This is a genomic window from Paenibacillus sp. 01L418 (genome assembly GCF_056400045.1).
On the sequence record NZ_JBFTSN010000590.1, the window covers coordinates 1 to 3,207 of the forward strand.

At 45.3% G+C, this 3,207-nt stretch carries 2 protein-coding genes and 1 pseudogene; all 3 read left to right on the forward strand.

The genetic code is table 11. The features are described 5' to 3' along the window. The first annotated feature begins 205 nt into the window (after window positions 1–205). Window positions 206–1,360: a Gfo/Idh/MocA family protein gene (locus AC1DSE_RS33200; protein WP_477511029.1), complete on the forward strand. Its 1,155-nt coding sequence runs from the start codon at window positions 206–208 to the stop codon at window positions 1,358–1,360. A gap of 13 nt (window positions 1,361–1,373) precedes the next feature. Beyond that, a complete protein-coding gene (locus AC1DSE_RS33205; RefSeq protein ID WP_477511028.1) occupies window positions 1,374–2,615 on the forward strand; it encodes a DUF6807 domain-containing protein in 1,242 nt (413 codons plus the stop codon). 135 nt (window positions 2,616–2,750) lie between these two features. Continuing rightward, a pseudogene (locus AC1DSE_RS33210) lies at window positions 2,751–3,207 on the forward strand (AraC family transcriptional regulator); the annotation flags it as partial.

The window sequence follows — 3,207 nt, forward strand, 5'->3', positions numbered from 1 at the left end:
CTGGAGAAGGATGAGCTGAAAGAGAAACACCCCGCGTATTTTAAGTAATCATGTGCAATGAAACGGCAGGCAGCCTCATAGGAGGTGTCGGCTGTTTTTTTGATTTTGCTATATATATTCATATAAAAAAGGCATATGCACTTGTCTGAATTAATTGTATACTAGTATTATCAGTTGAGAAAAATGACTAAGGAGATGGAATTATATGATTCGTGTTGCGATTATTGGAACCGGCTCTATATCGTCTGCTCATATCGAAGCTTATCTGGCACTTGGGAACCGCTGCAGTATTGTTGCTTTATACGATATTAATGATGCAAGCGCGCAGGACAAAAAAAAGAAGTTTCAACTGAATTGCGAAATTGTAAACGATTACAAAAATTTGTTGTCGCGTGATGATATCGATTTGGTTTCGATTTGCACACCGCCCTATACACACGCTGATCTGTCCGTAGACTTCCTGCAAGCAGGAAAACATGTCATTGTCGAGAAGCCAATGGCATCTTCGCTGGCTGAATGCGATAGAATGAACGAAGCCGCTGCCGCATCAGGAAAAATTCTTTCCGTTATAAGCCAGAATCGATTTGGCGATGCGGTCATGAAGCTTAAGAGCGTGCTTGATTCTGGGCTTGCAGGACGAATCGTGCATGCGCAGGTAGATTCCTTTTGGTGGCGAGGATATACCTATTACGATTTGTGGTGGCGCGGAACTTGGGAGAAGGAAGGCGGAGGCTGTACGCTGAACCATGCCGTACATCATATCGATATGTTCCAATGGATGATGGGTATGCCTGATAAAGTGACGGCCATTATGGCTAATACTTCCCATGATAATGCAGAAGTTGAGGATTTGTCGGTAGCGATTTTATCCTATCCGCGTGCGATTGCTCAAATCACAAGCTCCGTCGTTCATCACGGACAAGAGCAAAAGCTTATTTTCCAAGGTGAGAAAGCGCGGGTATCCATGCCATGGCAGGTAACCGCTTCATCTGCACAGGAAAACGGTTTTCCTATAGAAAACCCGGAATTGGAGCGGCAAATTGAAGCTGTTGCAGATGGTACAGCTTCCTTAACCTATGTAGGGCACAAAGGCCAGCTGGATAATGTTATAACCGCTATTGAAAACGGCAGCGGTGAAGTACTCGTAACGGGAGTGGAAGGAAGAAAGACGCTTGAGCTTATTACTGCTATTTATCAAGCTTCCAGCACAGGGACAACTGTTGAGCTGCCTATTCGGCCAGACAGCCCTTTTTATACACGGGAAGGGATTATGGCGTCAGCGACTCACTTCTATGAGAAGAAAAACTCCGTTGCAGCGTTCAGCAGCAATCAAATTACGGTAAGCGGAGAAAGCAAATAGGAGGGGATCCGATATGACGTTCGACGAATCGCTGCAGTTTTCCATTCATGCAGGCACTCCGGTCCCAGCCGTTGTTCGAGTAGAAATGGAAGAAACAATGTTTAAGCGGCTTTTGGAATGGTCAGGAAATTGTAATCTATTCGCAGTTAATCATTCGGCAGGTCTTTCGTTTGCATGTCAGTTAAGCCCGTATGCCATGTCAGCAGGGCCGCAAGGTGCAATTGCTGAATGTGCGCTTTATATACTGGTACAGGACGTTTCATTGCCGCTGGAGACCCATTTGTTATTTGAATTAAAAGCTGCTTCAACTGCTGCTCCAGCAGACCGGAAGCATAATCCTTGGAGCGAGCTGCCTGGGGTGTATCTCGATCATCAGGAAGATAATGCAAGAGTTGTCGTAAGCATTGAGGGTAAACTTTTTACTCGGTACCTATATGCGGCTACGAGTGCAAAACCTTACTTTTATCCCTTAATCGGGCCGCATGGAAAGACACTGATCCATGATGGGCCGGACGATCATCTTCATCATCACGGGTTATGGTGGGGACACGATGATGTGAACAGTCATAAGCTGTATCACGAGTTTCGCGGTGAAGGCAGGCAGGTGCACCGGACATTTGTTGTGCTTGCAAGCGGTCCTGTTTTTGGACAAATGACGGCACTGATCGACTGGTTGGACGAGAATGGACGCCTTCTTCTAACAGAAGCTCGAAGTGTCCGCATTTATAATCTGCCTCCAGAATCGAGGTATATGGATCTTACGACACAGTTGTTTGCTGTGAACGGCGATGTCCGGTTCGGAGATACCAAAGAAGGCGGATTTCCATTTATTCGCGTTAACGAGCAAATTAGCGGACATCATCGAGGTGGCCTCACGTCTGCCGAAGGGAAAAAAGGAGAAGCGGACATTTTTGGGTCTGTGACGGAATGGGTTGACTACAGCGGTGAACTGTTTCTCAGCATGCAGCGAGACGGAGATGAAGTGGTCAAGCAGTACACCGAGGCAGGTATTGCGGTTTTCTCCCATCCGGAAAATGAAACTTTTGCTTCTCAATGGTTTGTCCGTGATTATGGCCCTTTCACACCTGCGAATTTCCATTTCTGCGGAGGAAAGCTTTTGCCAGGTGGAGATGCAATAACGATGAAGCACCGTATTTACATTCATGAGGGGAACACAGAAAAAGGCGGAGTAAAGGACAGATACAGTGAATACGCCGAACATGACCGGCAGCTAGCTTCATGGTCTAAGGCATAATCAACAACTGCATGGAGGAGGCCGCGTATTCGCGGTTTCTTTCCTTTGCAGGTAGAGGTTGGCTAGAAGAAGAAACTAGAAACCTCTTTAATTGTAAGCGCTTCATAAATGGACGGGAGGTTGGTTCATTTGAAGATGAACTGGTATTACCGGATGATGCTGTCGTATACGCCGATATTTTTCTTTGTTATTTCATCAGTTATCTTTTTGTTTTTTTCAACGTTAAATAATTCGTCTGAGAAAAAGTATTTAGAAACGAATCAAGCGATCGTGGAGCAGACGATGCAAAATGTGGACGCCAACTTGCAACTGATTGAGCGCAATGTGGTAAGGGAAATGCAGACGGACAAAACGCTGCAAGCTTTTTTTAATGAAAAGCCCAAGTCACTGTATGATTACTTCGTAATTCAAAAAAAGTTAGTTGAAATATCCTCATCTTTGCCGTTCGTTAATTCCATTTATATTTACAGTGATCATACTGGAAAAGTATTATCCGAAGCAGGGATGGTCAAGCTCGAGGCGTTTAAGGACAAACCCTTTTTCGATTCGCATCAATCAAGATCGGCTGCAATGGGCTGGACGAGCCCAAGAG